The following is a 26,655-nucleotide window of genomic DNA, read 5'->3' on the forward strand; positions in this document are numbered from 1 at the left end:
GATTGCGGCCCGGAATGCCATATTTTGTCCCAAGAAGGCTGCGCAATTGGTGCCACTCCCAGACCAATCCGGCCCTGGACCAAGCGGCTGTGGGCGTGACCGCTGGAGATTGCCGTCCCCTTCAGGGCCTGGACGAAGGCAATTGCGCCCTCGCCTTCCGGAATGCCTTGTCGGTTGCCATGAAGCGCTGAAGCATCGGTGCAACCAGTTTGGCCGGATCAGGTGGTACGGCGTCCCCGCTGGTCCGGGCCAGAATCTCGGCATAGGCAACGAGATCACGGTGGACGGCCGCCGGCAGTTCGACGGTCATCTTGACCGCCTTGTCATCGGGTAACGCCGAGAGCCTGAGCTTGGTCATGACGGCTCCTTCGTCGCCCCGTAGGGCTGCAATATCAGGTCGCGATTGACGATCACGCGGACGGGGAAGCCCGGCCGGATGGTGAGCGTCGACTGAATGTTGAGCTGGCGGCGGATGATCTGGCGGCCGACATCGGAAGCGGTGTCCTGGCTGCTCTGGCGGATCGCGCGGGCGATCTCGTTCTCATTGTTGCTGGCGCCGATCTCGGTGCCGACGCCGAGCAACGTCGAGAGGATCGCAGCGCGGAAAAGCTGACCCCAGTGATAGTCGACGTCGTCCTCGAGGCCGGAATAGCCTTCGGCGTCGGCACCCGGCTGCCGTTCCAGCACGATCGACGTCCCGTTCGGCATGATGATGCGATTCCAGACCAGCAGCACGCGCGACTGCCCGAATGCGACCTGGCTGTCGTACTGGCCGATCAATCGTGCGCCCTGTGGGATCAGGAGCTGCTTGCCGGACGGGGTGTCGTAAACCTGCTCCGTCACTTGCGCCGTAATCGTTCCGGGCAGATCGGATTTGATGCCGGTAATCAGCGCTGCCGGGATGACGGTGCCGGCCTGCACGACGTAAGGCGACGCCTTCTCCTGCACGCGGTCGGGGGTTACGGTGCGGCGATCGACGGCGGCGTTGACGAAGGCGAGCTTGCGATCCTGCATATTCTGCGCGGCGCCGGCATCGAGCGGCGGCGTCTCGGTCGGCAGCGTGAGGCCGGTGTTGGGATCGACGCGGCCAATCGCCGGCGCAGATGCAACCGTCGCCTGCACGCCACGGCTGTCGGTGAACACTTTGGCGACACGCGCGGCTTCGATCTCGGCAAGACGGCGCTGTTCGGCCGGATCGGCGCGCGGTGTGCGGATATCCGGCGCGACGACAGGTTTGCCTTCATCCTGCGCACTCAGGATCGGCCGGCCCAGGTCGCCCGGCAGCGCCGGGCCGAGCTTGGGAATGCGGGCGTAGTCTTTCGGCAAGCCGGCGAGTCCGTCCGCCGGCGTGCGGTTCTCGGTGTTGTAGAGTTCGTTGGGCGACTGACTGGCGCGCCGGTTGGCATCGAGCGCCCAGAGCAGCGCGGCCATGATGGCGACGGCGCTGACGCCGCCGAGTGTGATGAGCACTTTGCGGGACAGGCGCGTGACGCGCGGCTGCTCGGGGCGCAAGCGCAGTTCGGCGCGGATATCGCCGGGAGGTGGTGTCGATGCGTCGGTCATCAGAACAACCTCAGCCCGCGCCCAGGACGGCCGTCGGTGCGCACGATGCGCACGCGCTTCTCGCTGTCCTTATCGCCCAGCCTGAGTTCGGCGGCGGCAAAGAGACGATCGACGACGTAGTAATTCTCGCGGGCGCGATAGTTGACCAGCTCGGAGTTTCCGGACGGTCCGATGACGAACAGCGGCGGCATCTCGCCCTGGCCGATCCCCGACGGAAACTCGATATAGACCTTGTTGCCGTCATCGAAGGCGCGCAGTGGTCGCCACGGCGCATCGTCGCCCTCGATCTGATAACGGAAGTTCAGCTTCGAGATGTCGACGCCGGACGCGACCGGCTGCGTCAGCGCGGCCTGTTGGTTCTGCCGGCGCAGTGCAATCAACTGGTCCTGCGGATACTGCCACGACACCGAGGCCATGTAGGTCTTTTCGGTCGAGCGCAGCTCCATGTGATAGGTGCGCAGGTTGGTGTTGATGACGAGGTTGGTCTGAAGGTCTGGCCGCGTCGGCTTGACGAGGATGTGGACCTGCGCGGTCTGCCCGGAGCCGCTGAGCGTATCGCCGACGATCCAGCGCACGGTGTCGCCGGCGGCGACGGGACCGGCGCCGACAAGCTGTTCGCCCGGCTGAAGCGCGATGTCCGTGACCTGACCGGGGGCGGCATAGACCTGATAGAGCGCGCCGACGACGAACGGATAGACCTGCACGGCGTTGATGAAACCGTTGCGCACCGGCTGCATGCGCGCCGCTTCATTGGCCTGCGCGACACGCTTCTTTGGATCGGCGGGCTCGGGCTTGGTCTTCGCGGCATTGACGGGTTTCAACTGACCCGGCAACGGCAGCGGCTTCGGCAGTTCGACGACCTTGACCGGCCCGACCGGATCGGCGCTGAGCACGGCGGGCGCGGCGTCGTCATAATTGATATCCGGCGGAATGAACTTGTTGGCACAGCCGGCGAGCGCCGTCGTCGTCAGCATCATGGCGATCAGCGCCGGCACAGCATTATTTCTCTTGTCCCCCATCACCCCATCTCCTTCGACCAGTTGATTGCGTTGACGAACACACCGAGCGGATTGGCGCGCAGCTTGTCGGCGGTGCGCGGCGCCTGGATCACGACGGTCAGGATGGCGGTCCAACGCTCGGTGCCAGAGAGCTGGCCGTTCTCGTAGCGGCGCTCCAGCCAGGCGATCCGGAACGAATCCGGCGAAGCGCGAATGACGCTCGAAATCTCGACGGAGATCTGCTGCTTGCCGACCTTGGTGAAGGGATCGTTGGCGCGCGCGTAGTCATTCAGTGCGATGGCGCCGCGATCGGTCGTGTAGTCGTAGGCGCGCAGCCAGTTCTGCCGCACGATGACCGGATCGGCCGGAATGCTGCGTACCTGTTCGATGAAGCGCGCCAGATGCCATGCGATCTGCGGATCGGTCGGCCGATAGTCGGAAACGGCAGACGCCACCGCCTGCGCTTCGCCGAACTTGTCGACCTGCACCACCCAGGGAACGACGGTGCCTTGCGTCGATTGCCAGACCAACGCAGCCGCGAAGCTGCCGGCGAGCGCCAGCGAGCCGAAAGCCATCAAGCGCCAGTTCTTGGCCTGCACGCGCGCAGAGCCGATGCGCTCGTCCCAGACTTGCGCGGCTTTGAGATACGGGGTTTCGGGTTCGGGCGTGCGCGCGTAGCGCACCGAAGGTCGGCGAAAAAGATTCATTTGTAGCCGCCGCCGTGATCGCCGGAGCGCACGGCATGGGCGGCGGCGGTGGCCCCGTGGCTCATGGTCTAGCTGCGTTTCATCCGCGTGGCCCAGGCTGGCGGTGCGCCAGATGCTGACGGGGATTGAGAGGCCGAAGCGCCTGCGCCTGTTGGCGAGGTTTGTCCGCCCGTGGTGGCGGCGCGGCCGGCGGCGTAAGTGGATTTAAGGGAAGCTGCCGCACGCGACGCGGCCTGCCGCACGGGCTGGATCGCGGCGGATGCGCCTGCCTTGGCGACGCCGCCGAGACCGCCTGCCACGGCGCCCATGCCGGCATGGCCTGATGCGCCACCGCTATACGCGCCCGATGTCGCGCCGGCGAGATGCGCGCCGCCGCGCGCCGCTGCGGCCGTCATGTGTCCGGCCGCTCCGATTGCGGCGGCGCCTCCACCCAAGGCCGCGCCCGCTCCCATGACACCGGCCGCGCCGATGCCCGCGGCGGCAAGTCCGGTGCCGACGGCCGCCCCTGCCCCGAGTTGCGGCGCGCCGGAAACGAGGCCGGTGGCGATACCGGGGCCGAAGATCGACAGTCCCATCAGCGAGAGCGCTCCGAGCACGAGCGCCAGCGCGTCGGTGATCGTCGGCGTGCCCGAGAAACCGGAGGTGAACTCGCTGAACAGGCCGGAACCGATGCCGACAATGACCGAGAGCACAAGAATCTTGACGCCGGAGGCAACGATGTTGCCGAGGACTTTTTCGGCGAGGAACGCGGTCTTGTTGAACAACGCGAACGGGATCAGCACGAAGCCCGCGAGCGTGGTCAATTTGAACTCGATCAGCGTGACGAAGATCTGGACCGCGAGAATGAAGAAGGCGATGAGCACGATCGCCCAGGCGATCATGAGCACCATGATCTGCACGAAGTTCTCGAAGAAGGAGATGTAGCCCATCAGGTCGCCAGCGGCCTTGAGGATGGGATTGCCGGCGTCGATGCCGACCTGCGCGACGCGACCGGGCTGAAGCAAGGTCTCGGCTGTGAGCGACGATCCGCCGGCCTTCAAGCCGAGACCGCTGAAGGACTGGAACACGATGCCGGCGAGCTTGTTGAAATTGCCGATGATGAAGGCGAAGACGCCGATATAGAGCGTCTTCTTGATGAGACGCGCAATCACGTCTTCATCGGCGCCCCAGGCCCAGAACAAGCCGGCCAGCGTAATGTCGATGACGATCAGCGTCGATGTGAGGAATCCGATCTCGCCGCCGAGCAGGCCGAAGCCTGAGTCGATGTAGCGGGTAAAGGTCTCCAGAAAGCGGTCGATGACGCCGGTGTTCATGGGCGTGCGCGTCCTGAATTGCCTTCCAGGAAATGACGACGGCCCTCGGCCCATGCCTTCTTGCACCCGGCGTCGTCGAGCGCGGCCGCGCCAATCTCACGGCAGCGGAGCAATTCGCTCGATGCGGGCTCCCCGCTCTGCGGCTGAACCGTTGGTGCGGGCGCCTCCTCTGTCGCATCGGGACGCAGCGCGATCGCGCACGCCACCATGACGACGGCGACGGCAAGAACGGCAACGACCCTGGCGGCGAGCTTCCAATCCATGTTCGCGCCCTCAGTCGTGGAACATGCGAACGGTGGTGGGCGTGTAGCTGCTGCCCGTCAGGAAGCGGCCGAATTGCTCGCGCGCCTGCTCCTGCGCGGCGGCCTGACGCGACTTTTCCAGAGCGTTGGCCCGTCCCTGCGCCGCCAACATCGGAGTGAGATCGGCGAGCTGGCTGGTCTGGACGCCGAGAAGCTGATTGCCGGCCTGCGTCGCCTGAAGGACGCCGACCGCCGATTGGCTGGTGTTGACCAACGTGCTGGTTTGCGTGCGCGTGCTGTCGAGATTCTGCACGGCGGTCGCGCCCGCCTTCAGCGAGTGCTCGTAAGCTGAAAGCGATTGCTGCCAGCGCTCGCGTGCGGAGGCGATGAGCTGGGCGTCGGACTTGCCGACCGCGAAGTTCTGGAAGGTCGACGAGAACTGCGATTCGATATTGCTGACGTTGTAGGCAAGCCTCTCGGCCTCGCCCATCAGCCGCTTCATCTCCGTGAAGTTGCCTTCGATCTGGGAGAGAACCGAGGTCGGCAGGCTGGCGATTTGCTTCGCCTGGTTCATCAGCATCTGCGCCTGATTGGCGAGCGAGGTGATCTGGTTGTTGATCTGCTGCAAAGCGCGCGCGGCGGTCAGGACGTTCTGCGCATAGTTCGACGGGTCGAACACGATCTGCGCTGAGGCCGGAGCGCTGCTCAACGCAATGCCGATCGCCAACGCGCCTGCGGCAATCGAGCTGAGATAGCGCGAGCGGGATACTGATAGGATCATGAGGGTGTCTCCTGTTCTTTGGGGTCGATGGAAACCGGCCGGTCCGCCGTTGCGGACGAGTCGATGACATTGGTGAGGTTGGGAACGAGGTCGCCGGCCCAGGCGAGGTCGTTGGCGTAGAGCCAGGCTTCGAGGAAATACGGCCGGGCGCCATCGCGGAGCAGTTCGTCGATCAGCGCGTGCGCGGCCTTGTCGGATGATGCGCACAGCGCCAGCGCGACCGATCCAAGGCCAAGCTCGAAGAGCCGGTTGCCGCGCCGCGACTGACAGTAGTAATCGCGCTTCAGAGTCGCCCGCGCGATGATCTCGATCTGGCGGGCATTGAGCCCGAACCGCTCATAGACGGCTGTGATCTGGGGTTCGATCGCGCGTTCGTTGGCGAGGAAGATGCGTGTCGGGCAGCTCTCGACCAGAACCGGCGCGATCGGTGAGGCTTCGATGTCGGCCAGCGACTGCGAAGAGAACACGACGCTGACATTCTTCTTGCGCAGCGTCTTCAGCCACTCCTTGATCTTGTCGGCGAAGCCGCCGTCATCGAGCGCGCGCCAGCCCTCGTCGATGATGAGCAGGCTCGGCGCCCGTCGAAGCGAGCCTCGATGCGGTGAAACAGGTAAGAGAGAACGGCGGGCGCCGCCTTGGTGCCGACCAATCCTTCGGTTTCGAAGGCTTGAACATTCGCCGTGCCGAGATATTCATGCTCGGCGTCGAGCAGCCGACCATGCGCGCCGCCGATGCAATACGGCCGCAGAGCCTGCTTCAGCGCCGAGGATTGCAACAACACGGTCAGGCCGGTGATCGTGCGTTCCTCGACCGGGGCCGACGCGAGCGAGGTCAGCGCGGCCCAAATATATTCCTTCACGTCCGGCGTGACGGTGACGCCCTCGCGGAGAAGAATGTCGACCAGCCAGTCGGCAGCCCAGGCCCGTTCGAGGACATGATGGATGAATGCGAGCGGCTGGAGCGAGACGGACGTGGATTCTGCGTCGTCGGTGAGCGTGCCGCCGAGGTCCTGCCAATCACCGCCCATCGCCAGCGTCGCGGCGCGAATGCTGCCGCCGAAGTCGAAGACGAAGACTTGCGAGTTGCGATAGCGGCGGAACTGGAGCGCCATGAGCGCGAGCAGCACCGACTTGCCGGCCCCGGTCGGCCCGACGATCATGGTGTGGCCGACGTCGCCAACATGGAGCGCGAAGCGGAACGGCGTCGCCCCCTCGGTCTTGGCGTAGAACAGAGGCGGCGCGCCGAGGTGTTCGTCCCGCGCCGGTCCAGCCCAGACCGCCGACAGCGGCATCATGTGCGCAAGGTTCAACGTCGAGATCGGCGGCTGACGGACATTGGCGTAGGTCTGACCGGGGATGGAGCCGAGCCAGGCTTCGATGGCGTTGACGCCTTCGACGATGCAGGTGAAGTCGCGCGACTGGATGACCTTCTCGACCAGGCGCAGCCTTTCGTCGGCGATGGTGCGGTCGGCGCTCCACACCATGACGGTCGCGGTCACATAGACCTCGCCGACCTGATCGGAGCCGAGATCCTGCAAGGCCGCGTCGGCATCGGCCGCCTTGTTGGCAGCGTCGGTGTCCAGCAGCACCGACTGCTCATTCGTCATCACTTCTTTCAGGATGGCGGCGACGCTCTTGCGCTTGGCGAACCACTGCCGACGAATTTTTGTGACGAGCCGCGTCGCGTCGGTCTTGTCCAGCATGATGGCGCGCGTCGACCAGCGATAGACGAAGGCGAGCCGATTGAGGTCGTCGAGGATTCCGGGGAACGTCGTGGTCGGGTGTCCGTCGTCAGATGAATTGAGACTGTTCCGGGGTCACGGGAACGGAGGTTCTGGCTCATCTGGGTTTGAGGTTAGGCGGCCTGCAGGTGATGCTGCAAGCGTCTTTGGTGGATGGTCTGGCGTTTGATCCTTTCGCGTTCGGTGAGGATGGTCTGCCCGCGGCCGAAGTAGACGTCAGCGGGCGTGAGATTATCGATGCTCTCGTGATAGCGGCCGTGATTGTAGTGCTCGACGAAGGCCGCGACCTGCCGTTCAAGGTCGCCGGGCAGATAGTAGTTTTCCAGCAGGATGCGGTTCTTCAGGGTCTGATGCCAGCGCTCGATCTTGCCCTGCGTCTGGGGATGATACGGCGCGCCGCGAACGTGTTTCATGCCCTTGCCGTCGAGCCAGGTAGCGAGTTCGGCCGAGATGTATGAGGCGCCGTTGTCGCTCAACAGCCTCGGCCGATGCGCGACCGTGATCTGGTCGAGCCCCGATGCCGCCAGAGCCAGATCGAGCGTGGCGGTGACGTCATCCGCCCGCATCGTGGCGCAGAGCTTCCAGGCGACGATGAAGCGGGAGAAGTCGTCGAGCACGGTCGAGAGATAATACCAGCCCCAACCCGTGATCTTCAGGTAGGTGAAGTCGGTTTGCCAGAGCTGGTTGGGCGCTGTCGTCTTGTCCTTGAACTCAGACGCCGCCTTGATGACGATATAGGCTGGGCTGGTGATGAGATCATGAGCCTTCAGCAGCCGATATACCGACGCCTCCGAGACAAAGTAGCGCTTCTCGTCGGTGAAGCGCACCGCCAGCTCGCGCGGGCTCAGCTCCGTTTCGCGCAGCGCCAGCTCGACGAGCTCGGCCCGGATTGGGTCAGGAATCCGGTTCCAGACACGATCCGGCCGCGAGCGATGATCGGCCAGAGCCTCGATCCCACCGGTGAGATAGCGATCGTACCAGCGATAGAACGTGGCGCGCGGGATGCCGAGCTTGTCCAGGGTTCGCCGTGCCGGCAGATGCGAGGCCTCGACCAGGCGAATGATCTCGGCCTTTTCGGATGCAGGATACCTCATGTGTCGTCCTCCCCATCCGCGAGCATGCTTTTTTTCAGCAGGCGGTTTTCCAGGGTGAGATCGGCCACGGCCTCCTTCAGGGCCTGCGCCTCACGGCGCAGCTCTTTCACCTCGTCCGACGTCGCGGCGCGGGCCGTGTCACCAGCGAGACGGCGCTTGCCGGCGTCGAGGAACTCCTTCGACCAGCCGTAATACATCGACGAGGCGATCCCCTCGCGCCGACACAGCTCGGCGATGCTCTCCTCGCCGCGCACGCCTTCCAGCACGATGCGGATCTTCTCTTCAGCCGAGAACTGCCGGCGCGTTGCCCGGCGGATGTCCTTCACGACCTGCTCTGCCGGTGCTTTCTCCGGCCCGGATTTCTGTCTCATCTGCGCTCCAAATTGGCTGCGATGATCCAGAAATCCTCCCTTCCCGAAAACCCCTAAACTGTCTCAAGAGCCCTGACGGCGGACAATAAGTCCGCACCGTGGGCGTCCAGTTCGCCGTCATGTCGAGCGTGAGCGCGCTCGCCAGCCTGTCAGCCGTCGCATGCGCGCGCGGCTTGCGCTCCCAGGGCAGTTTCACCGCGTTGACGGTCTGCGAGGCGCAATGCGCGAACAGCGCCATCACGCTCGCATGGTCCAGCCCGGCGACGAAACCCCACAGGTCCGCCACGTCGCGCGGCATGTCCGCCGCCCATCCGGCATGACGATCCGCCAGCGCCTTCGCCGCCGCCGTGTCCTCGATGCCGTCCGCATGGCTCGCAAGGTGCGCGCTGTTCGGACGGATATCGAGGCAATGCGCGTCCCCGGCGTGATAGAAGGTCTGCGCGGCGAGCGCATGGGTGACGGCGATCAACGCCATATCCGGCTGCTCGCCAAGGGCAAGCCGCAGGCCAAGCGTGCGATGTGCCGTCAGGTCGCGGATGAGAAGGTCGGACAACGACTTGCCGTCTTCCTCCGCATCCTCGTCGTCGGCCTCAAGTTCGGCAGCATGGTCGGCGTCCTTGCCATCCTCGATGACCTCGCCATCATCATTGACGCGCACGCCGTCGATGACGGTTTCGCCATCCCCGGATTCCTCGGGCTTCTCGTCCTCGGCGCGGATGAACCCGCGCTCGATGCGGGCTTCTCCGTCCGGGGACAGAACGACAAACACGCCACCGCGCGCGATCTCGTCGGGATCGTAAGCGTGGCGCAAGGCGTCGATGCGCTCAATCTCGGCTTCAAGCTCCCCGAAACGCTGGTCCACATCGTCGGGAAGTTCTTCCGCGTCTTCGTACTCCGACGACAGGCGATCATATTCCTCCTGCGCAGCGGCGCAGACGGCTTCGTCCTCTGCGGACAACTCCACCGGATGCGGGTAGGTGCGGCGCAGGCCGTGCGCGTGGGGATAATCGATATGAGCCGAAACCCACTTCCAACCTTCCGCCTGCTGAATGTTCCCGGCGATCCATTCCAGCTTGCCGATGACAAGCCGGTCCAGCAAGGCGGCGTCCTCGTAGAAGCCGCCACGATCCTCCGTGAACAGGTCGCGGATGATCGTGCCGCCGTTTTCAACGTAATCCTCCGCACCGATGAAGATCGCTCGCCGATCCGTTGCCGGAATATTCGCCTTCATGAGGTCACGGCGGATGAAGGACGGATCGCGGTTATAGGAGAGGCTTTCATAAACCTGCTCCTGCCGCGCATGGTCCTCGGAGATCGCGAAGGCCATCAACTGGTCCAGCGTCAAGCTGCCGTCGCGATAGACCTGCATCAACTTGGGGCTGACAGCGCCAAGCCGAAGCCGCTGCTTCACCACATGCGCGGTGACGCCGAAGCGGGCCGCGATTTCCTCGGCTCCCCATCCCCGCGTTTCCGCAAGCTCGCGGAACGCCTCGAACTGGTCAGCGGGGTGCATGGCGGTACGCGTGACGTTCTCGTCAAGGCTGATCTCGAAGGGATCGTTCGCCGTGTCGATGACGCAGCGGATCGGTTCAGTCTTCTTGATCTGCTTGCGCTTTGCGCGCAGCAACTGCGCCAGCCTGCGGCCTTCCCCGATGGTCACGAAATAGAAGCCGGTCGGCTTCCCCTCCGCATCAAGCTCGGGCTCGACCACAAGATTTTGCAGAATGCCCTTGGCGGCGATGCTGGCCGCATAGGCTTCGATGTCCGCCTCGCTGTGCGGGGTCTTGCGCACATTGCGCGGCGACTTCTTCAATTTGTTGAGCGGAATGAGAACCGTCTCGCCGCTCGCCGCAACCGACGCAACCGCATCCGTTTCTCCGACGCTGCGCACGTCCACGTCCGCCGCCGCTTCCGCGACCATCGCAACCGGGACGGCCTTCGTCTTCTTCGATGTCCTTGCCATTATTCCAATCCTTTCTCTGTTCATGCCGGAGGCATGGCCCCCGCCATGCCTCCCGGGGGCGCGTGAGCGCTCGGCAGAGAGGGGGGCGGCTATCGGCGAGCATGGCCGGGCTGCGCGACAAGCGAGGCGGATTGGAAGGATCGGAAGAATGACTACGATGCGCTGCCTTGCGCGTGCGCGGCCCTGCCATCGCGCAGGCGGTAGTCGCGGGGGGGGGGGGAGATGGCCGAGACCATCTCTCCCCACCAACGATCGGCAAGGCGCCAGCCGCTGCCGATCATGACAAAGCGCGCGAAGCGCTCCGTCCGAGTGTGCGGGCGGTGGCAATGATTGCGGCTCGATGAAAAACTCAGAGCTGCTGGGGGTTTACGGGAGAGAGGGACGTGACAACTACGCCGCCTCCGAAATGTTTGCGCGTATTCAAGGATTATTGCGATGCCCTACGATCTGCTACGCTCATGTTCGCTCACGAAGGCATCGCGATCTTTTCCCAGGGACAGCGATCTGTTTGTATCATTCCATGAGCAAAGATACGAACGCCACACGTCGTACCATGACGATCGCCACGAAGAAGGCGATTCGACGCGCTGAGTTGCGGCGGATCGTACCCTTGGCAGACACGACCATCTACGAGCTTGAGCAGCGCGGCGAGTTCCCCCGCCGCTTCTAGAGCGGGATGGGTTTATTTTGAATCGATTGAGATTCCCAAATCAGAATTCATCTGATTCAACATGCTGACTGGGAAGGAGGCCAGCATGGATGGGACGAGCCTATTCGAACGACCTTCGTGAGCGGGTAGTGCGTGCTGTCGTTAAAGGCGGCCTGTCGCGGCATCAGGCTGCGGCCCAGTTTGGGGTGGGCATCAGCACGGCGATCAACTGGGTACAACGCTTCCACGAGACCGGCAGCGTCGCGCCAAGCCAGATCGGCGGCTATAGGCCAAAGAAGATTGCGGGGCCGCACCGCGAATGGCTGCTGCAACGGTGCCGAAAGGACTTTACCGTGCGCGGGCTGGTGGCCGAACTTGCCGAGCGTGGCCTTAAGGTCGATTACCGCACGATGTGGGAGTTCGTTCACGCTGTGAAGCTCAGTTACAAAAAAAGACGCTGATTGCTGCAGAGCAGGATCGTCCCGATGTCGCCCGTCGGCGAGCGCAATGGACCAAGTATCGAGATCGGATTGATCCCACTCGGCTGGTGTTCATCGATGAGACCTGGACCAAAACCAATATGGCGCCGCTGCGGGGCTGGGCGCCGCGCGGTCAACGCATCAGAGCCAAGGTGCCGCATGGCCGCTGGCAGACCATGACCTTTATGGCCGCTCTGCGCCACGATCGCATCACCGCGCCGTGGTTCATCGAGGGGCCGATCAACGGCGAAGCCTTCCTTCTCTACATCGAGAAGGTTCTGGTCCCGACCCTGCGGCACGGCGACATCGTCATTATGGACAACCTCGGCTCGCACAAGGCCAGCGCCGTGCGTCGCGTCATCCGTGCCGCCGGTGCCCGGCTCTTCTACCTGCCGAAATACTCGCCTGATCTGAACCCGATCGAGCAGTTCTTTGCCAAGTTCAAACACTGGCTACGCAAAGCCGCGCAGCGGACCACCGAGGCCGTCTACAATGCTATCGCTCCGATCCTCGAAACCGTTGCACCGGCTGAATGCGCCAACTACTTCGTCAATGCAGGATACAACCAAATCTAAACTCATCATGCTCTATCTCACGGCGCGATGCGTCGTGTGGGATCTGACAGAAGTTGAAGAATGGATCGATCAACGGCGGCGCGCGTCAGAGGCGTCGCTGATTAAGCGGGCGCCCCTGCCCGATGTCCGCCAGCGGAAGACGCGCCCGGTCAGGCGGTAGCCGCCATAACGCCAGGAAACTGCATTGCAGGCGGATAGAGCACTGGCGTGTGATTTCGATCTTGCTCCCAAGCGTCCACCAAATCCGCCCACTCTTGCAGCATGTGACGACGCTGGTGTTCGTACTCGGCCTTGTTGTAGACACCGCGCGAGCTGCGGCCGTCTTCGTGCGCCAGACACTTTTCAATCCAGTCGCTATTGAAGCCGATCTCATTCAGCAGCGTTGACCCGGTTCGCCGCAGATCATGGACCGTGAATGGCTCCAGGGCCAATCCGAGCTTCTTGGCGCGATCAGCAACTGCCGTCGTGATGCGGTTGAATGTTGCGCGCGACATTGGAGCATCCGCGTCGTATCGGGACGGCAAAAGATAGCGGGAATTTCCTGCGCATGTCTTAAGCGCGATCATGATGTCGAGTGATTGCCGCGACAGATTAGACATTGTGCGGCTTGCGGCGCTTCATTCGTTCCTTGGGAATGCTCCAGACGGCGTTCTCAAAGTCCACTTCGCTCCAGACGGCGTCAAGCAATTCGCTCTTCCGCACCATCGTGAGCAGAATGAGCCGAAGACCAAGCCGAATGGTGGGCAACGTCGGGACGTGCCTCAGTTGCTCGAACATGATCCGTATTTCGGTTGGCGAGAGCGACCTGTCCTTCGGGGCAAAGGTCGCAATGGAAGCAGGGCCAACCTCCTCCGCCGGATTTAGGACCTTCTCGCCATTCAATATCGCGTAGGCGTAAATCTGCTTGACGATGTCGCGAACATGAATCGCGGTCGCCGGCGCTCCACGATCCTTCACCTTGATGCACTGGGCCCGTAGGTCGTCGGGTGTGATCTCGGTAACCAGGCGATTTTTCCAGACAGGCAGTATGTCCCGATCAAAAATCGCCTTGCGCATAGCGCGGGTGCTGTCCGCCATCGGTGCCGACTTGATCCAGCGCTGACCAACGGCGCCGAACGTCTCGCCGAGGGCAACGCGCCGCTTTGCGCGCTGCTTTTCCTGAGCTGGCGAGCGCCCCTCCGCGACATCTTTCTTCGCAGCGAGACAGCGATCACGCGCCTCGGCGAGCGACAAACCGCCAGGGCCATAGCGACCAATGGTCAGCGTCTCGCGCCGGCCATTCAGCCGGTAGTCCATTCGGAAGGTTTTCGCACCTGATGGAATGACAAGGACGTACATACCGTCACGGTCCGTCACCTTGTAGTTTTTTGCCCTTGGTTTCAGGCTCTTAAGCTCGGTGTCGGTCAGCATTCTCAGCCTCGCAAAGGCTAGAGCGGGATGGGTTTATTTTGAATCGATTGAGATTCCCAAATCAGAATTCATCTGATTCAACATGCTGACTGGGAAGGAGGCCAGCATGGATGGGACGAGCCTATTCGAACGACCTTCGTGAGCGGGTAGTGCGTGCTGTCGTTAAAGGCGGCCTATCGCGGCATCAGGCTGCGGCCCAGTTTGGGGTGGGCATCAGCACGGCGATCAACTGGGTACAACGCTTCCACGAGACCGGCAGCGTCGCGCCAAGCCAGATCGGCGGCTATAGGCCAAAGAAGATTGCGGGGCCGCACCGCGAATGGCTGCTGCAACGGTGCCGAAAGGACTTTACCGTGCGCGGGCTGGTGGCCGAACTTGCCGAGCGTGGCCTTAAGGTCGATTACCGCACGATGTGGGAGTTCGTTCACGCTGTGAAGCTCAGTTACAAAAAAAGACGCTGATTGCTGCAGAGCAGGATCGTCCCGATGTCGCCCGTCGGCGAGCGCAATGGACCAAGTATCGAGATCGGATTGATCCCACTCGGCTGGTGTTCATCGATGAGACCTGGACCAAAACCAATATGGCGCCGCTGCGGGGCTGGGCGCCGCGCGGTCAACGCATCAGAGCCAAGGTGCCGCATGGCCGCTGGCAGACCATGACCTTTATGGCCGCTCTGCGCCACGATCGCATCACCGCGCCGTGGTTCATCGAGGGGCCGATCAACGGCGAAGCCTTCCTTCTCTACATCGAGAAGGTTCTGGTCCCGACCCTGCGGCACGGCGACATCGTCATTATGGACAACCTCGGCTCGCACAAGGCCAGCGCCGTGCGTCGCGTCATCCGTGCCGCCGGTGCCCGGCTCTTCTACCTGCCGAAATACTCGCCTGATCTGAACCCGATCGAGCAGTTCTTTGCCAAGTTCAAACACTGGCTACGCAAAGCCGCGCAGCGGACCACCGAGGCCGTCTACAATGCTATCGCTCCGATCCTCGAAACCGTTGCACCGGCTGAATGCGCCAACTACTTCGTCAATGCAGCCCACTCATCCATTTTCAGTTATCGTAACGCGTTGAATTTCCAACACAACTTTTTTTGATCGCACGTCGCGATCCGAACTGCGAACCGACAAAAATTCTTGGTGCTGATTTTCGAGGAGGAATCGCGCGATTCCGATTCAATGACGTTTCAGGGACTATCGACAACGATCCGTCGATTTCTCGCCTCGTCGACCACGCGACGCATTGCGCGCCAGCGCGAGAAATACCGTCACCGCTCATAGCACGACGTATCCGCGCTTGCGACCCTCAGACTCTACCCTTGCGCAAGATCGACTTCCTCCTTGATGGAAATGGACGCGAGAGTAAACGCCATTGGCTGCGGCGGTGTGGAAGGACACACGGCCAGCAAAAGGCCCGAGATGGTGGCCAGAAGGCAGCGGCGTAATGGCTCGGTGCGCTAAGCCCATCCACTAGCCGGTTTCGAGTCCGGCCCGCGGCACCGTCTAGGGTCCAGCCATTCGATCGGCCAACGATTGACCCCAAGAGCGAATTCTTGGCAAGTCATCGGGGGAAAACACTAAGAACGATCTCTTGACTAACGGTCTCGACTAGTAAAGAGTCCGTTCTTAGTTATGCTGACAGGGAACGTGGGCGTTCCTTGTATGCGGCCCTTGGAACGACGACGTCCCTGAGTCAGCCACCGGATATGCCGAAGCGCACAACAGGCCGATATGAAAGTGTGACCGCCGGCGGCGAAAAGGTCGATGCCTTCGTTCCTTTCGATCTGCCGCCCGCGCGGCCGTCGCTCGCCATCGACGCCAAATTTGAACGCCGCCTCGGGCAAGCCGAGCAGGCGCTTGTCCGGCTCGATCTGGCGAGCGAGATGGTGCCTTCGCTCGATTGGTTCATCTACGCATTCGTGCGCAAAGAGGCGGTTATCACGTCTCAGATCGAGGGTACACAGGCATCGCTCGTGGACCTTCTGGCCTTCGAAGCCGAGGAGCAGCCCTCACCCAACGCAGATGTCGAGGAGGTCACGAACTACCTCGACGCCCTCACCTACGCGCGAACCCAACTCGGGTCGAAGCGCGGTCTGCCAATCTCGCTGCGGCTCTTGAACGAAGCCCACAAGCGGCTGATGCGCGGTGGGCGCGGAGCAAGCAAGCAACCTGGAGAAATCCGCCGCAGCCAGAACTGGATTGGCGGGAGCCGCCCGGGGAACGCAGTCTACGTTCCCCCGCCCTCCGACAAGCTTCCAAAGCTCCTCGGCGCATTCGAGAAATACATTCATGCCGAGGACCGGCTGCCGAAACTCGTGCGGACTGCTCTTCTGCATGCTCAGTTCGAATCCATTCACCCCTATCTTGATGGCAACGGGCGGATCGGGCGCCTGATGATCGCCCTGCTGCTGGAGCACTGGGGCTTATTGAAGCAGCCGCTTCTCTATCTCAGCCTTTTCTTTAAACGCCATCGCGAAGAGTATTACCGGCGCCTCAACCTTGTGCGTCTGGAAGGCGACTGGGAAGGTTGGACCGATTTCTTTCTCGATGGCGTCGCCACGATCGCCGACGAAGCCGTTGCATCGGCGCGCGAATTGTTCAACCTCGTGAGCACGGATCGCACGCGGCTGCTTGGTGTTGAATCAGCATCGGTCTCTGCCTTCCGATTGTTCGAGCTACTTCCCCGTCATCCGATCGTGAGCGTCGCATCGGCCATGAGGCTGCTCGGCACCAGCAAGCCGACTGCTACCCGTGCAATCGAGGTGCTGACCGAGATCGGCATCCTCGTAGAAACGACAGGAAAGAAGCGCGACCGCAGCTTTGCTTATCGCGCCTATATGGAGCGCCTGCGAACCGGAACTGAGCTCGACCTTAGCCGCTGAGCGCTGCGGTTCTGCATTAACATGCGTTAAAAATTGCCAGTTCAGAGCCGCGGCCCCGCAACCAGGGCGCTGGCCAATATCGGAAACAACCCACAATACCTGTTTGCGCGTCCAATCGCGATAATCCTTACCGGGCTATGCTGGCGGATGCCCAGCGCGCTTCCCGGGCCGGCCTGAAGGTCGCCAGGCTCGCGGTCCACGCGCGCCGCGCTGACCTCATCTGCCAAACCGCCGCCGTCTCAACCGGGCTGATCGTAACAAGAAGGGTCACGAAGCTCGATAGAATGAGGGTGCGACTGCATGATGGACTTCGAATTCAGGTCGTCGGCACTAATGCCTCTAACCAGCAGCAACTGATCGGCGAGAATGCACGTGACGAGAGGGATCGGAGTCCAATGGCCAGCGTCACCCAGGTTCCGAGGCGCGCCCGCATTGCGCCAGGTTGTCGCCAACGTTCAAACCCTCGATGAACCGTGGGAGCTCCATAATTGCGTCAGAGGCTCAGTTGGTCGTCAGCACTCGCACTGGCCCTCGTCGCGCGAGGACGTCGACGACGACCTGCTGACCGGATCGCCGTACCGCGACATCGGCTGTGTCATCGCCAATCGACAGATTGCGGAGGAGGACCTCATTCAGAAAGGCCGGCATCATCGGCTCTTCGAAGGTGATCCGCCTTTCACCAGGGTCGAAGCCGAGCCCAAGACAGATCTGCAGCATATAAAGGGGCGCCGCAGCCGCCCAGGCTTGCGGCGTGCAGGCCACGGGATAAAAGGTTGGACCTCGAGTGCGCTGACGCGGAAATCCGCAGAACAATTCGGGAAGCCGTCTCAGGTCGATATAGCTGGAGGCCGCGAACAAGCCTTCGAAGATTCGGGCTGCTTCTCGCCGAAACCCATAGCGCGCAAATCCCGCTGCGAGCAGCGCATTGTCATGTGGCCAGACCGAGCCATTATGATAACTCATCGGATTGTAACGGGCTTCCGTCGACGCAACCGTGCGCACACCCCAGCCACAGAACGAGGATCCCCCCATCAGGCTCCGCACGACCGGTCCTGCCCGTTCCGGTAATGCGACGCTGGTCCACAGCGCGTGACCTGCATTGGACGTGCGCACGCGACATCGGCGCTTGTCGCCATCAAGCGCCAGCGCATAAGTGCCAAGCTCTTCATCGAAGAAGTGGGCATCATATGCCTCGCGCAGCCTGTTCGCCCGCGCCTCGCACTCCGTCTCACGCAGGACGTATCCCAATTGCTCCGCAATCTTGGCAGCGGCGCACCATGCGCCGTAGACATAGGCTTGCACCTCGACAAGGGCGATGGGGCCCTTCGCAAACGTGCCATCGGCGTGAAAAACTGAATCGTAACTGTCCTTCCAACCTTGGTTGATCAACCCCTCGGACGTCTGTCTGTGATATTCTACAAAGCCGTCGCCGTCGCGATCACCGTATTGCTCAATCCACGTGAGGGCTGCCTCGATGTGTGGCCATAGGCGACGAATAGTAACGACGTCGCCCGTTCGGTCCAGATAGGCGCCGGCCAGCACGACAAAGAGCGGCGTTGAATCGACGCTGCCGTAATATCGTCGGAACGGCACCTCGCCGAGTTCGGCCATCTCCCCGACTCGCACCTCATGTAGAATCTTGCCCGGTTCGGCATCGGCCAGTGGGTCGGTGCTGGTCGCCTGATGGGCCGCGAGATGCAACAGCACACCGCGCGCTAGCGCGGGATCAAGCCAGAGCGTTTGCAAGGCAGTGATCAGGGCGTCGCGGCCAAAGACCGTCGAAAACCAGGGAATACCGGCATATGGACAAGGTCCCTCGGGCGTATCCGTTGCCAGCATGTAAAGATCGGAGACGCTGCGCCGCACAGCCTCATTGAAGATCTCGTTGGATGTCGCGATCGATGCGGCCCGCGAGGAGGAACTCCGTAGTGCGCGGCGCGCGTCACGCAGAGCGCTGAAAAATGCGCGGCGTGGGGCATGCTGGGTCATTCCTTCGGAGCCGCAGTGGATTTCCAGAAAGAGCGAACGGGATTCTCGCGGCGCGATTGCGACCGTGAAGAGCGCACTCCTTCCGGTCAGCCGGGTTGGAGCTGGATCGAACGACAACGTGGTGGATCGATGCCGATGATCGAGTCCCATGTAGTTCAAAGTCACGCGGCTCGGGGAGACTTCCGGAGACTGGATGAGGCCCCGACGCTCACGGCGCGTGCCACGCACCTCGAAGATGTCCGCGAAATCGGCGTCGAAGGCAATCTCGATGGTGAGGCGCCGCGGACGCTCGTCGAAATTGCGCACGACCAATCGCTCGAAGCAGGTCGCGTTCCACAACAACCGCGACCGACGAATATGGACGAGATCGTGCGAAAAGCTCAGGCGCCCATTGCTGTCATAGATGTCCGGATTGGTCAGGTCACATGTAAGCGTTGCATTGTCGTCGCGAAGCGTCGACGACAACAGCATCGGCCGCGTTCCTTCGATGGTCAGATAAAGGTGCGACAGATGTCGCGTGTCGCGGTGAAAGAGCCCCTCGGGACTCCCGGGTCCCGACAGGGCATCGCCATTGTGGTCAAACACGGCGAAGGTGTCGCCGTGTTTGAGCGTGCGGGGCCGGCGCTCCTGCAGCGAGGCGGTCGCCGGAATGAAGAATTGCGCTAACGGCGCGGCGCCAGCTCCCGCCAACGGCGCAGTGTGTACCACCGTGCCGGCGCCCCCCGATGACGTCGTCATCGTAAGCTCCGTCAGGCGACTGCTTGCAGTCCGACTTCGTCGCCTTGCAGGCGACGAATGCGCGCGGCCTCGGTCCGCACACCCGGCAGGCCACGGTAGATGGCGAGATAGTCCTGCGCCATGCGTTCGACCGTGAAGCGCTTCTCGAACGTGTCGCGCACTTTCTGCCGGTCTAAGGTCTCCAATTTTGCGAGCGCCGCGACCGCCTCCTCCAGCGTCCTGACAATGAAGCCCGATTTGCCCGCGTTGACGACCTCCGGCACCGAGCCGCAGCGGAACGCGACGACTGGCGTGCCGCAGGCCATCGCCTCGATCATCACGAGGCCAAATGGCTCAGGCCAGTCGATCGGGAACAACAACGCCTTCGCGTTGCCGAGGAAGTCAGCTTTTTGCGCCTCGTTGATCTCACCGATATATTCGACATTCCGATGCGTTGCGATCATCGGCGCGATGGTGTCATCCCAATACTCCTGATCGGCACGGTCGATTTTGGCAGCGATCTTGAGCTTCATTCCGGCGCGCGCGGCGATCTGGATTGCGCGATCTGGCCGCTTCTCTGGGGAAATGCGTCCCAGGAAGGCCAGATAATCTCCCATCGGATTGGCGCTAAAGGGCAAGAGGTCGCGGGGCAAGCCGTGATAGACATTCCCGACCCAATTGATCGGACGCGCGAGCGGACGGCGCTGATCGCGAGAGATCGAGACCAGCGGAATCTCCGGGAAGGCGGCATAGAATGGCTTTAAGTCAGGCAGGTCGAGGCGACCGTGTAGTGTCGTGACTGTGCGATCGGCAATGTCGCGGATGAGCGGGAAGTGCAACAAGTCGATATGGAAATGCAGGACATCGAACTCGTCCGCCTCGCCACGGACAGAATCGAGCATCATTACGTGATAGGGTGTGTGGTCCCTCACCGTCGGATTGAGACGAAGCGCCATGTCGGAGCAGCGAACCAGTTTCGCCTGCGTTCGCGAGTCTCCGCTGGCGAATAATGTCACCTCGTGGCCCTGGCGGACCAGTTCCTCGGTGAGATAGGACACGATCCGCTCCGTGCCCCCATAGAGCTTGGGCGGACAGCATTCCGCGAGCGGTGCAATCTGGGCGATTTTCATCAGCAAAGACCTCCTCATGTGAGCGAAGCATGGACAGTCATCCCGCACGGCCGTAGGGCCCGCGCGGCATGTCGCCGTTCCTGTCGGACACAGCAGCAGAAGAAGAAGAAGAGACCCGCAGGAACTGCGGGTCTCAGGGACCTATCAGAAGTCCATGCCGCCGCCGGGCGGAAGCGCGGGAGCCACGTCCTTCTTCGGCTTCTCGGCCACCAGCGCTTCGGTCGTGATCAACAACGAAGCGACTGAGGCTGCGTCCTGCAACGCCGTGCGGACGACCTTGGCGGGATCAATCACGCCGACCCCGACCAGGTCTTGATATTCGCCGGTCGCGGCGTTGAAGCCCCAATTGTAGGTATTCTTCTCCAAGAGCTTGCCGACGACCAGAGAACCGTCCTCGCCGGCATTCTGGATGATCTGCCGGGCAGGCACCTGGATCGCACGGCGCACGATGTCGACGCCGGCCTTCTGATCGGGGTTATCCGGTTTGACAGCGTCGAGCGCCTTCAGGGCGCGTAACAACGCCACACCACCGCCCGGCAGAATGCCCTCCTCGACCGCCGCGCGGGTCGCATGCATTGCATCGTCGACACGATCCTTGCGCTCCTTGACCTCGACCTCAGTGGCCCCGCCAACACGGATTACCGCGACGCCTCCCGCGAGCTTGGCAAGACGCTCCTGCAGCTTCTCGCGGTCGTAGTCGGACGTGGTCTCCTCGATCTGCGCCTTGATCTGGGTCACGCGCGCTTCGATGTCCTTCTTGCGGCCGGCGCCATCGACGATCGTGGTATTCTCCTTGTCGATCACGACCTTCTTGGCGCGGCCGAGCATATTGAGCGTCACGTTCTCGAGCTTGATCCCGAGATCCTCGGAGATCGCCGTGCCGCCAGTGAGGATCGCGATGTCCTCGAGCATGGCCTTGCGGCGGTCACCGAAGCCCGGCGCCTTGACGGCCGCAACCTTGAGGCCGCCGCGCAACTTGTTGACGACCAGCGTCGCGAGCGCCTCGCCCTCGACATCCTCCGCGATGACCAGGAGCGGCTTGCCGGACTGAACGACGGATTCGAGAAGCGGCACCATCGCTTGCAGGCCGGAGAGCTTCTTCTCGTGGATCAGAACATAGGGATCTTCGAACTCCACACGCATCTTCTCGGCGTCGGTCACGAAATACGGGGAAACGTAGCCGCGGTCGAACTGCATGCCTTCGACCACTTCGAGCTCGGTCTCCAGGCTCTTCGCCTCTTCGACCGTGATTACGCCTTCGTTGCCGACCTTCTGCATGGCCTCGGCGAGGAACCGACCGATCTCGGTATCCCCGTTGGCCGAGATGGTCGCAACCTGCGCGATCTCGGAATTGGATGTGATCTTCTTGGCATTCTTGGTGAGGTCCTTGACGACGGCCTCGACGGCGAGATCGATGCCGCGCTTGAGGTCCATCGGGTTCATACCGGCCGCCACCGCCTTGGCACCTTCCTTAACAATCGCCTGCGCCAGCACCGTCGCGGTCGTCGTCCCGTCGCCGGCGAGATCGTTGGTCTTGGACGCCACCTCGCGCACCATCTGCGCGCCCATATTCTCGAACTTGTCGTCGAGCTCGATCTCCTTGGCGACGGTGACGCCGTCCTTGGTGATGCGGGGCGCACCGAACGACTTCTCGATAACGACGTTGCGTCCCTTGGGGCCGAGCGTGACCTTGACCGCATTTGCAAGCGTGTCCACGCCGCGCAGCATCTTTTCCCGCGCGTCCGACGAGAACCTCACTTCCTTGGCAGCCATGGCTGTAACCTCCTTTCTCAGCGATGTTGATGATGAGTGGATGATCTCGTCAGGCCGCCTTCTTGATCGTCCCGACCTTCTCGACGACGCCAAGGATGTCGCTCTCCTTCATGATGAGCAGTTCCTCGCCGTCGATCTTGACCTCGGTGCCGGACCATTTGCCGAAGAGGATATGGTCACCGGCTTTCACATCGAGGGGGACGAGTTCGCCCTTCTCGTTGCGGGCACCGGGACCGGCGGCAACAATCTCGCCTTCCTGCGGCTTTTCCTTTGCGGTGTCGGGAATGATGATGCCCCCGGTGGTCTTCTCCTCGGCATCAATACGACGCACGACGACACGGTCGTGCAGCGGGCGGAAATGCATGCAAATCCTCCTTGCTCAGATCAGCGATGTTATAAGGCGCAAGCCGGTGTCGCCGGCCGGCGCGGAAATCGAGCTAGGATCGGGAAAAATCGAGTTCAAGAGGTCGGCGCAAAATTTTTGGCACTCCGCGCCCTGGAGCGCCAATGCACCTTAATGCATTGATATACTTGAAGTTTTCTGTGCATCGCTCGCCCTAGCGGTCAAAGCCTGCCCTCTTGAAGAAAAAAAGGTCCTACCAAAATCATCGCTGATGCCGGGCCCGAGCGGCCCCTGCGCACTCTTGGGAAACCCTGCGCACTCTTCGGAAAGGAGCATTGGAATCAGGAGACCGCCATGGTGGGAACGAGCAAGCACGCGACATCGCCGTCTCATCTCAGCACCGACGATCCGCATCTCGATCGGCTTTTGAATCCGGCGCAGTTCTACAAGCATCCACGCGAGGTCATCGACGATCCGCACCTTGGTCTTTCGGAGAAGCGGGCCATTCTTTCGTCCTGGGCGTCGGACGCCTGCGCGGTCGAGTCCATGCCAGCCTTGCGTCAAATCCCTGGTACCCCCGCGCCGGTGTCGTTCGACGACGTCATGGACGCACTGCGTCGACTGGACGATCTCGCTCGGCCCCCTGCCAGGACGCCGGCATTTCCAGCTGACAACACCGTTTGCCCTCCGACCACGTGAAGCATCAAGCCGCAACTTTGGAGGACCGGAACCAATGGCTGCGAGCCGGGAGTTTTTGCTGCAATGGCACGGCTATGGATTGACCACCGCGGAAATCCACTACCATTTGCCGGACCACCCGGCTGTCCTGCAACTCTATGTCTGGCAGGATTACGATACGGCGCCGGACTTTCCCGACGCTCCATGGCTTCCTTGACTATTGGCAGCGCGAACTCGAAGGCGCGCTGCACTCGGTCAGGGTCGCGCACCGGCGGCTGATCCGGCCGGCCGAATGGCGGGCGGTTGACGGCGCCATTGTCACGCATAGAGCTGACGTCGCTGTCGCACCTGTTTCATCATCCGAGATAATAGGGGTTCGACCAGCTCGGTGCTGCGCGGCAGCCGGCCCTCATTAGGCAACGCCTTGCCCAGGCGCTGCACAGTTCCTCGAGCGTCGCCTTTGTGGCGATGGTCTTGGCGATCATGATTCTCTTCGACTGGGACCGACGACGGCGAGCACGTCTTCGCCCGCGAGGCTGGCTGAGCACGGCTACAGACCGCCGCAACACAAATAGCGCGGTTAGGTGCCGGCACGGCGATTCAGTGGCTGGCCCGACGAAGTGGCAGGGGCAACTGGCTTCGAATGCTCTTGACGACGGGCAGGCCCCTTGACGCCGCGACCAGCTTTCCTAAATCGCAAATCGCCGATCGCCCCGTCGGGGATCGGCAAAGTCCAAAGGGGCGTCGGCTCTTTGGGCGCCCCTCGTACCATGTTGCTCAATGGAGGATGTGGCTATGAGAGACTTCGATCTCACACCCATCTGGCGATCGACCGTCGGTTTTGATCGCCTCGTCGATCTCATCGACGATTCGCTTCGGTTGGCGGGCGAGGACAATTACCCGCCCTACAACATCGCGCGGACCGGTGAGGACAACTATCGCATCTCGCTGGCTCTGGCTGGCTTCAAGCCGGAGGAGATCACCGTCACGGCGGAGCAGAACATGCTTACCGTGGAAGGCCGCAAGGCCGAGAAGGATGATCGCGAGTACCTCTACCAGGGCATCTCCGGGCGTCCGTTCCGGCGCCAGTTCAACCTCGCCGACTACGTCGAGGTGAAGGGCGCCTCGTTCGAGGACGGGCTCCTGCAGGTCGACCTGGTGCGCGAATTGCCGGAGGCCATGAAGCCGCGCCGGATCGCGATCAAATCCGGTCCTTTCCGCAGCGAGACCCAACAAATCGAGCAGAAGCAAGCGGCCTGATCGTAAGTCCGATCGGGCCGGCTGGAGGTGGTCGCGTGTGGCCTTGGCCACGCGCGCCCCCGTTTGAGATAGGAGGCACAACATGAGCATGAGAGATCTCATTCCCTGGAACCGCAGCAGCCGCGTTCCGGTGCAGCGCGGGGAGGAAGGAACGCCCTTCCTGACTTTGCACCGTGAAATGAACCGCTTGTTCGACGACGTCTTCCGCGGGCTCGACCTCAACCCCTTCCGCTTCGACCGCGTGTTCGACCGCGCCTGGTCATGGCCGAGCATCGAGGTGAGCGAGAACGACAAAGAGGTGAGGGTCACCGCCGAGCTCCCTGGCCTCGAGGAAAAAGACGTCGAAGTCCAGCTGTCGAATGGCGTGCTCGCCATCAAGGGCGAGAAGAGGACTGAGACGGAAGACAATGACAGGCTGTTCAGCGAGCGCTTCTACGGCCGGTTTGAGCGACGCATCCCCGTGGATGACATCGACGAGGACAAGGTGAACGCGTCCTTCGGCAATGGAGTACTCGTTGTCACCCTGCCGAGATCGGCCGAGGCGCAACGCAACGTGAAGCGCATCGCGATCAACGGCAAATAAGCAGAGAGGAGACTCCGGCTGGCGGGAGCTGGCGCGCTCCCGCCGCCACTGAACCGCCCCGAGTTTGCCGGAGGCTCCCAACCTTGAGAAGGTGGAGCCATGATGAGCAAGACGAGGAACCGGTTTTCTCCGGAAGTGCGGGCCCGCGCGGTGCGGATGGTCTTCGATCACGAGAAGGAGCATCGGTCCCGGTGGGCCGCGGTCTCCTCGATCGCGACGAAGATCGGCTGCACGGCGCAGTCGCTCAATGAGTGGGTGAAGAAGGCTGAGGTCGACAGCGGCACGCGCGCCGGTCTTCCGAGCGAGGTCACCGAGAAGCTCAAGGCGCTGGAGCGGGAGAACCGTGAGCTTCGGCAGGCGAACGAGATCCTGCGCAAGGCGTCGGCGTATTTTGCGATGGCGGAGCTCGACCGCCGGTCAAAGACATGATCGCCTTCATCGACGGTCACCGAGAGGTCCACGGGGTCGAGCCGATCTGCAGGGTGCTGCCGATCGCCCCCTCGACCTACCATGACGACCTCGCCAAGCGCGCCGATCCCACGAAGCTGTCGGCAAGGGCAAAGCGGGACCTGAGGCTGAAGCCTGAGATCGAGCGCGTCTTCGTCGAGAACTTCGAGGTCTATGGCGTGAGGAAGGTCTGGCGGCAGCTGAACCGGGAGAACATCCCGGTTGCTCGCTGCACCGTCGAGCGCCTGATGGCTGATCTCGGCCTGCAGGGCGTCATCCGCGGCAAGCCGATCCGCACGACCGTGCAGGACAAGGCAGCTCCGTGCCCGCTCGATCACGTGAACCGGGTCTTCCACGCGCCAGCTCCAAACATGTTGTGGCTATCCGACTTCACCTACGTGAGCACCTGGTCGGGCTTCGTCTATGTCGCCTTCGTGATCGATGCCTATGCTCGCAGGATCGTCGGCTGGCGCGTCAGCCGCGCAGCTCATGCCGCCTTCGTGTTGGACGCCTTGGAGCAGGCGCTGCATGAACGGCGCCCCGCCAGCAAGGCTGGTCTCGTCCATCACTCGGATCGCGGTTCGCAATACGTCAGCATCCGCTACACCGAGCGCCTGGCCGAGGCGGGCATCGAGCCTTCGGTCGGCAGCGTCGGCGACAGCTACGACAACGCGCTCGCCGAAACGATCAACGGTCTATACAAGGCCGAGGTCATCCATCGGCGCGGGCCGTGGCGGAGCTTCGAGGCGGTCGAGTTCGCCACACTCGCCTGGGTCGACTGGTTCAACCATCGCCGGCTGCTGGAGCCCATCGGCAACATCCCGCCGGCCGAAGCCGAGGAGCGCTACTACGCCATGCTCGACGAGACAGCCATGGCGGCGTGACTCAAACCAAACAGCCTCCGGCAAACTCGGGGCGGTTCAACCCCTTCTAGCGGGGAGACCCCGCAACGCCCCCTATAGAGAGTGA

19 protein-coding genes, 5 pseudogenes and 1 other annotated feature are annotated in these 26,655 nt (G+C 62.5%); of the genes and pseudogenes, 9 read left to right on the forward strand and 15 right to left on the reverse strand.

Annotated elements, in window-relative coordinates:
- Window positions 1-121: 121 nt before the first annotated feature.
- From NWI_RS10915 to NWI_RS10965, 10 genes and pseudogenes are all read right to left on the reverse strand, one after another.
- Window positions 122-358, reverse strand: a complete 237-nt coding sequence (locus NWI_RS10915) for a DUF2274 domain-containing protein (protein ID WP_011315325.1) — start codon at window positions 356-358, stop codon at window positions 122-124.
- A complete protein-coding gene (locus NWI_RS10920; protein WP_011315326.1) occupies window positions 355-1,563 on the reverse strand; it encodes a TrbI/VirB10 family protein in 1,209 nt (402 codons plus the stop codon). The genes NWI_RS10915 and NWI_RS10920 overlap by 4 nt, the downstream gene beginning before the upstream one ends.
- Window positions 1,563-2,582, reverse strand: a complete 1,020-nt coding sequence (gene trbG, locus NWI_RS10925) for a P-type conjugative transfer protein TrbG (RefSeq protein WP_011315327.1) — start codon at window positions 2,580-2,582, stop codon at window positions 1,563-1,565. The genes NWI_RS10920 and trbG overlap by 1 nt, the downstream gene beginning before the upstream one ends.
- Complete coding sequence (gene trbF, locus NWI_RS10930) at window positions 2,582-3,268, reverse strand: conjugal transfer protein TrbF (RefSeq protein ID WP_011315328.1); 687 nt, start codon at window positions 3,266-3,268, stop codon at window positions 2,582-2,584. The genes trbG and trbF overlap by 1 nt, the downstream gene beginning before the upstream one ends.
- Window positions 3,265-4,581: pseudogene (gene trbL, locus NWI_RS10935) on the reverse strand (P-type conjugative transfer protein TrbL). Before trbL ends, trbF begins: the two are co-directional and overlap by 4 nt.
- On the reverse strand, window positions 4,578-4,844 hold the full coding sequence (trbK-alt, locus tag NWI_RS10940; protein ID WP_011315330.1) for a putative entry exclusion protein TrbK-alt: 267 nt from the start codon (window positions 4,842-4,844) through the stop codon (window positions 4,578-4,580). Before trbK-alt ends, trbL begins: the two are co-directional and overlap by 4 nt.
- A gap of 10 nt (window positions 4,845-4,854) precedes the next feature.
- Window positions 4,855-5,604, reverse strand: a complete 750-nt coding sequence (trbJ, locus tag NWI_RS10945) for a P-type conjugative transfer protein TrbJ (RefSeq protein WP_011315331.1) — start codon at window positions 5,602-5,604, stop codon at window positions 4,855-4,857.
- A pseudogene (gene trbE / locus NWI_RS10950) lies at window positions 5,601-7,390 on the reverse strand (conjugal transfer protein TrbE); the annotation flags it as partial. The gene trbJ and the pseudogene trbE, both read right to left, overlap by 4 nt.
- Before the next feature lie 68 nt (window positions 7,391-7,458).
- Window positions 7,459-8,810 (reverse strand): IS3 family transposase gene (locus NWI_RS10955; RefSeq protein WP_148203836.1). Its coding sequence is split into 2 segments (ribosomal slippage): window positions 7,459-8,474 and window positions 8,474-8,810, totalling 1,353 coding nucleotides; the frame shifts between segments, so codons are not numbered across the junction.
- The gene (locus tag NWI_RS10965) at window positions 8,722-10,773 is read right to left on the reverse strand and encodes a ParB/RepB/Spo0J family partition protein (protein ID WP_081431732.1); all 2,052 of its coding nucleotides are present in this window, start codon (window positions 10,771-10,773) and stop codon (window positions 8,722-8,724) included. Before NWI_RS10965 ends, NWI_RS10955 begins: the two co-directional genes overlap by 89 nt.
- Before the next feature lie 553 nt (window positions 10,774-11,326).
- Between NWI_RS10965 and NWI_RS10970 the strand changes: the two are divergent.
- Window positions 11,327-11,440, forward strand: a pseudogene (locus NWI_RS10970) (helix-turn-helix transcriptional regulator); the annotation flags it as partial.
- A 92-nt stretch (window positions 11,441-11,532) separates the two neighbouring features.
- A protein-coding gene (locus tag NWI_RS17020; RefSeq protein ID WP_187147962.1) for an IS630 family transposase occupies window positions 11,533-12,476 on the forward strand; the annotation gives its coding sequence in 2 pieces (ribosomal slippage) (window positions 11,533-11,868 and window positions 11,871-12,476; 942 coding nt in all).
- Window positions 12,477-12,625: 149 nt separating this feature from the next.
- On the opposite strand, the pseudogene NWI_RS10990 reads toward NWI_RS17020, so the two are convergent.
- Window positions 12,626-13,886 (reverse strand): annotated as a pseudogene (locus NWI_RS10990) (tyrosine-type recombinase/integrase).
- Between the two features lie 110 nt (window positions 13,887-13,996).
- Here NWI_RS10990 and NWI_RS11000 point away from each other — a divergent pair.
- Window positions 13,997-14,982 (forward strand): IS630 family transposase gene (locus NWI_RS11000; protein ID WP_187147967.1). Its coding sequence is split into 2 segments (ribosomal slippage): window positions 13,997-14,332 and window positions 14,335-14,982, totalling 984 coding nucleotides; the frame shifts between segments, so codons are not numbered across the junction.
- Window positions 14,983-15,623: 641 nt separating this feature from the next.
- A complete protein-coding gene (locus NWI_RS11005) occupies window positions 15,624-16,766 on the forward strand; it encodes a Fic family protein (protein WP_244374904.1) in 1,143 nt (380 codons plus the stop codon).
- Window positions 16,767-17,267: 501 nt separating this feature from the next.
- Here NWI_RS11005 and NWI_RS11015 read toward each other — a convergent pair.
- The 4 genes from NWI_RS11015 to groES form a co-directional block, all read right to left on the reverse strand.
- A complete protein-coding gene (locus NWI_RS11015) occupies window positions 17,268-19,493 on the reverse strand; it encodes an amylo-alpha-1,6-glucosidase (RefSeq protein WP_011315339.1) in 2,226 nt (741 codons plus the stop codon).
- A gap of 11 nt (window positions 19,494-19,504) precedes the next feature.
- Window positions 19,505-20,602 (reverse strand): glycosyltransferase family 4 protein, encoded by a 1,098-nt coding sequence (locus tag NWI_RS11020; protein WP_011315340.1) that lies wholly within the window; start codon window positions 20,600-20,602, stop codon window positions 19,505-19,507.
- Between the two features lie 144 nt (window positions 20,603-20,746).
- The gene (groL, locus tag NWI_RS11025; protein ID WP_011315341.1) at window positions 20,747-22,375 is read right to left on the reverse strand and encodes a chaperonin GroEL; all 1,629 of its coding nucleotides are present in this window, start codon (window positions 22,373-22,375) and stop codon (window positions 20,747-20,749) included.
- 49 nt (window positions 22,376-22,424) lie between these two features.
- Window positions 22,425-22,739: a co-chaperone GroES gene (gene groES / locus NWI_RS11030; protein WP_011315342.1), complete on the reverse strand. Its 315-nt coding sequence runs from the start codon at window positions 22,737-22,739 to the stop codon at window positions 22,425-22,427.
- Window positions 22,740-23,072: 333 nt separating this feature from the next.
- Between groES and NWI_RS11035 the strand changes: the two genes are divergently transcribed.
- From NWI_RS11035 to NWI_RS11060, 5 genes and pseudogenes are all read left to right on the forward strand, one after another.
- Window positions 23,073-23,417, forward strand: coding sequence for a hypothetical protein (locus NWI_RS11035; RefSeq protein ID WP_011315343.1), 345 nt, complete (start codon window positions 23,073-23,075; stop codon window positions 23,415-23,417).
- 34 nt (window positions 23,418-23,451) lie between these two features.
- Window positions 23,452-23,722 (forward strand): annotated as a pseudogene (locus NWI_RS11040) (usg protein); the annotation flags it as partial.
- A 469-nt stretch (window positions 23,723-24,191) separates the two neighbouring features.
- A complete protein-coding gene (locus NWI_RS11045) occupies window positions 24,192-24,656 on the forward strand; it encodes an Hsp20 family protein (protein ID WP_011315345.1) in 465 nt (154 codons plus the stop codon).
- Between the two features lie 82 nt (window positions 24,657-24,738).
- On the forward strand, window positions 24,739-25,239 hold the full coding sequence (locus NWI_RS11050) for an Hsp20/alpha crystallin family protein (RefSeq protein WP_011315346.1): 501 nt from the start codon (window positions 24,739-24,741) through the stop codon (window positions 25,237-25,239).
- Between the two features lie 102 nt (window positions 25,240-25,341).
- Window positions 25,342-26,570 (forward strand): IS3 family transposase gene (locus NWI_RS11060; protein WP_148203813.1). Its coding sequence is split into 2 segments (ribosomal slippage): window positions 25,342-25,630 and window positions 25,630-26,570, totalling 1,230 coding nucleotides; the frame shifts between segments, so codons are not numbered across the junction.
- Window positions 25,623-25,739, forward strand: a sequence feature (AL1L pseudoknot). (Overlaps the previous gene by 117 nt.)
- Window positions 26,571-26,655 lie beyond the last annotated feature (85 nt).

Origin of the sequence: Nitrobacter winogradskyi Nb-255 (assembly GCF_000012725.1) — a bacterium.
GTDB classification, from domain to species: domain Bacteria; phylum Pseudomonadota; class Alphaproteobacteria; order Rhizobiales; family Xanthobacteraceae; genus Nitrobacter; species Nitrobacter winogradskyi.

Excerpts from the sequence above, each read along its gene's own strand:
- NWI_RS10915 (WP_011315325.1), bottom strand. The coding sequence starts at position 358 with ATGACCAAGCTCAGGCTCTCGGCGTTACCCGATGACAAGGCGGTCAAG.
- NWI_RS10920 (WP_011315326.1), bottom strand. The coding sequence starts at position 1,563 with ATGACCGACGCATCGACACCACCTCCCGGCGATATCCGCGCCGAACTG.
- trbG (WP_011315327.1), bottom strand. The coding sequence starts at position 2,582 with ATGGGGGACAAGAGAAATAATGCTGTGCCGGCGCTGATCGCCATGATG.
- trbF (WP_011315328.1), bottom strand. The coding sequence starts at position 3,268 with ATGAATCTTTTTCGCCGACCTTCGGTGCGCTACGCGCGCACGCCCGAA.
- trbK-alt (WP_011315330.1), bottom strand. The coding sequence starts at position 4,844 with ATGGATTGGAAGCTCGCCGCCAGGGTCGTTGCCGTTCTTGCCGTCGCC.
- trbJ (WP_011315331.1), bottom strand. The coding sequence starts at position 5,604 with ATGATCCTATCAGTATCCCGCTCGCGCTATCTCAGCTCGATTGCCGCA.
- NWI_RS10965 (WP_081431732.1), bottom strand. The coding sequence starts at position 10,773 with ATGGCAAGGACATCGAAGAAGACGAAGGCCGTCCCGGTTGCGATGGTC.
- NWI_RS11015 (WP_011315339.1), bottom strand. The coding sequence starts at position 19,493 with ATGACGACGTCATCGGGGGGCGCCGGCACGGTGGTACACACTGCGCCG.
- NWI_RS11020 (WP_011315340.1), bottom strand. The coding sequence starts at position 20,602 with ATGAAAATCGCCCAGATTGCACCGCTCGCGGAATGCTGTCCGCCCAAG.
- groL (WP_011315341.1), bottom strand. The coding sequence starts at position 22,375 with ATGGCTGCCAAGGAAGTGAGGTTCTCGTCGGACGCGCGGGAAAAGATG.
- groES (WP_011315342.1), bottom strand. The coding sequence starts at position 22,739 with ATGCATTTCCGCCCGCTGCACGACCGTGTCGTCGTGCGTCGTATTGAT.
- NWI_RS11035 (WP_011315343.1), top strand. The coding sequence starts at position 23,073 with ATGGTGGGAACGAGCAAGCACGCGACATCGCCGTCTCATCTCAGCACC.
- NWI_RS11045 (WP_011315345.1), top strand. The coding sequence starts at position 24,192 with ATGAGAGACTTCGATCTCACACCCATCTGGCGATCGACCGTCGGTTTT.
- NWI_RS11050 (WP_011315346.1), top strand. The coding sequence starts at position 24,739 with ATGAGCATGAGAGATCTCATTCCCTGGAACCGCAGCAGCCGCGTTCCG.